Here is a 2,798-nt window from a genome sequence, read left to right as displayed (position 1 = left end):
CGGCCGTCCCGCCGCCCGCGGCGCCGGGCGCTCAGGCGGACGTCCCAGGCGGACGTCCCAGGCGGACGTCCCAGGCGGACGTCCCAGGCGGACGTCCCAGGCGGACGTCCCAGGCGGACGTCCCAGGCGGGCGCCTCAGGCGGACGCCGAGGACAGCGCGCCGTGCGGGTCGAGCACGTACTTGCGCGCCGCGCCCTCGTCGAACTCGTGGTAGCCCCGAGGGGCGTCGTCCAGCGAGATCGGCGTGGCGTTGACCGCCTTGGCGATCTGCACCCGGTCGTGCAGGATCGCCATCATGAGCCGGCGGTTGTACCGCATGACCGGGCACTGGCCGGTGACGAAGCTGTGCGACTTCGCCCAGCCGAGGCCGATCCGGATCGACAGCGAGCCCTGCTTGGCCGCCTCGTCCGACGCCCCCGGGTCACCGGTGACGTAGAGCCCCGGGATGCCGAGCGCGCCGCCCGCCCGGGTCACGTCCATCAGCGAGTTGAGGACCGTGGCGGGCCGCTCCACCTCCGCCTCGTGCCCGTGGCCGCGCGCCTCGAAGCCGACGGCGTCGACGGCGCAGTCCACCTCGGGCGTGCCGAGGATGTGCTCGATCTGGTCCTTCGGCTCCCCCAGGGCCACGTTGATCGTCTCGCAGCCGAAGCTGTGCGCCTGGTCGAGGCGTTCCTTGTTCAGGTCGGCGACGATGACGACGGCGGCGCCGAGCAGGTGCGCCGAGCAGGCGGCGGCCAGCCCGACCGGCCCCGCGCCCGCGATGTAGACGGTCGAGCCCGTCGTGACGCCCGCGCTGACGCAGCCGTGGTACCCCGTCGGGAAGATGTCCGCGAGCATGGCCAGGTCGAGGATCTTCTCCATCGCCCGTTCCCTGTCCGGGAACACCAGCAGGTTCCAGTCCGCGTACGGCACCAGGACGTACTCCGACTGGCCGCCGACCCAGCCGCCCATGTCGACGTAGCCGTAGGCCGAGCCGGGCCGGTCCGGGTTGACGTTCTCACAGACGCCGGTCTTGCCCTCCTTGCAGTTGCGGCAGCGGCCGCAGGCGATGTTGAACGGCACGGACACGAGGTCGCCGGTCTTGACGTACTCCACGTCCGGGCCGGTCTCCACCACCTCACCGGTGATCTCGTGGCCGAGGATCAGCCCCGCCGGGGCCGTGGTGCGGCCGCGGACCATGTGCTGGTCGCTTCCGCAGATGTTCGTCGCGACGGTCTTCAGGATCGCCGCGTGGGGCAGCTTGCGGCCCACGTTGGCCGGGTTGACCCCTGGGCCGTCCATGAGTTCGAACGTGGGATAGTCGGTCTCGCGTACCTCGACCCTGCCTGGACCCTCGTATGCGACGCCTCTGTTACCAGGCATGACGAGCCCCCTCCCTGACGCGAAGTGACGGATGGTCGTACGTTGTTCCGGGTGGGCATCACCTCCTGTGTCCGTGACGCCGGCGGCGGCGCGCGCCGCGGCCGACGCGGTCGCCGATGTGCTCGTCCTGCGGGCGGCGCGCCGCCGGGACGTCCCCGGCAGTCCCCTTCGCCGGGACGTCCCCGGCAACGCCCTCCACCGGGACGCGGCGCGGCTCCCCCGCCCCGCCCGACTCCTCGGTGGCGTACGCGCCGGGCGTGCGGCTGCCGGCGATCTCCCCGGCCGTCCCCTGCTCGGCCTCCTCCGGCACCTCGCGGGCCGGGCGCGCCACCAGCTCGTAGACGAGCACGGCGAGCACGGCCCCGGCGATCGGGCCGGCCACGTACACGCCGTACTCCTCCCAGGGCGCGTCACCGCCGAACACGGTGGTCGTCAGGTACGGCCCGAAGGTGCGGGCCGGGTTGATCGCGCCGCCCGTCAGCGGGCCGATGACGAAGATCTCGCACGCGACCGCCAGACCGATCATGAAACCCGCCCAGCCGGCCGGTGCCCGCCGGTCCACGGCCAGCGCCATGATGGTGATCAGCAGCAGGAACGTGCCGAGCGCCTCCAGCAGGATCCCCTGCCCGTAGCTCACCTCCGGTCCGAGGATGGTCTGGCCCGTGCCGAAGTCCGCCGCCGCCCGCCGTCCGAAGCCGCCCACGATGAGCAGGCCCCCGGCGAACGCCCCGACGAGCTGCGCCCCGATGTAGAACGGCACCTCCCGCCACGGGAACCTGCCGCCGGCGGCGAGGGCGACGGTGACGGCCGGGTTGATGTGGGCGCCCGAGGTGGTGCCGAAGGCGTAGATGACGAGCGCGACCACCAGGCCGAAGGACAACGAGATGAACCCGAGGGCGGCATAGGTGAGCTCGCCCTTACCCATGATCAGTGCCGCGACCACCGAACCGGCTCCGAACAGCACCAGCAGCAGCGTTCCGATGGCTTCCGCGGCGAGTCGCCGCGGCAGGTCTCCAACCATCGCGACCCCCGATGACGATGGTTCAAGTCCCCTGAGGTCTGTCCCTCAGGTTGCCCCCACAGAGTCCGAATCTATACCCGAATACCGCCTCTGAAGTGCTCAAATGTGTGCGAGATAGGTTAAATACGGCGGCGAGTCCCGTTGACCAGACGGCGGCCGGCCCCGTTCACGGTGCCTGGTTCCCCTTTACGGTGCCTGGTCCCGTTCACGGCGGCTGGTCCCGTCGCACCAGACGGCGACGCGCGTCGTCCAGCCGCTCGGTGAGCCCGGCCCGGTCGAGGTGTTCGAGCAGCGGAACGGCCACCCTACGGCTGGTGCCCAGGGCCTGCCTGGCCTGGCTGACCGTGAACGGCTGCGGCAGGCGGCGCAGCAGCTCAGCCGCCCGCTGGTCGGCGCCCGGGAGCAGCACGACCCC

Annotated in this window: 3 protein-coding genes; all 3 read right to left on the bottom strand. The window is 71.9% G+C overall.

Annotation, left to right across the window (positions count from 1 at the left end; genetic code table 11):
* Positions 1 to 135 precede the first annotated feature (135 nt).
* The gene (gene fdhA / locus AB0H81_RS44490; RefSeq protein ID WP_358388489.1) at positions 136 to 1,362 is read right to left on the bottom strand and encodes a formaldehyde dehydrogenase, glutathione-independent; all 1,227 of its coding nucleotides are present in this window, start codon (positions 1,360 to 1,362) and stop codon (positions 136 to 138) included.
* 58 nt (positions 1,363 to 1,420) lie between these two features.
* A complete protein-coding gene (locus AB0H81_RS44485; RefSeq protein WP_358388486.1) occupies positions 1,421 to 2,383 on the bottom strand; it encodes an MIP/aquaporin family protein in 963 nt (320 codons plus the stop codon).
* Positions 2,384 to 2,588: 205 nt separating this feature from the next.
* Positions 2,589 to 2,798 (bottom strand): SelB C-terminal domain-containing protein (locus AB0H81_RS44480; RefSeq protein WP_358388483.1); only part of this gene is annotated, 210 nt, incomplete at its 5' end.

It is taken from the genome of Nonomuraea sp. NPDC050691, assembly GCF_040654455.1.
GTDB lineage: Bacteria > Actinomycetota > Actinomycetes > Streptosporangiales > Streptosporangiaceae > Nonomuraea.
The sequence above is the reverse complement of the archived record's forward strand: the minus strand, read 5'-3'. Positions and strand labels throughout refer to the sequence as shown.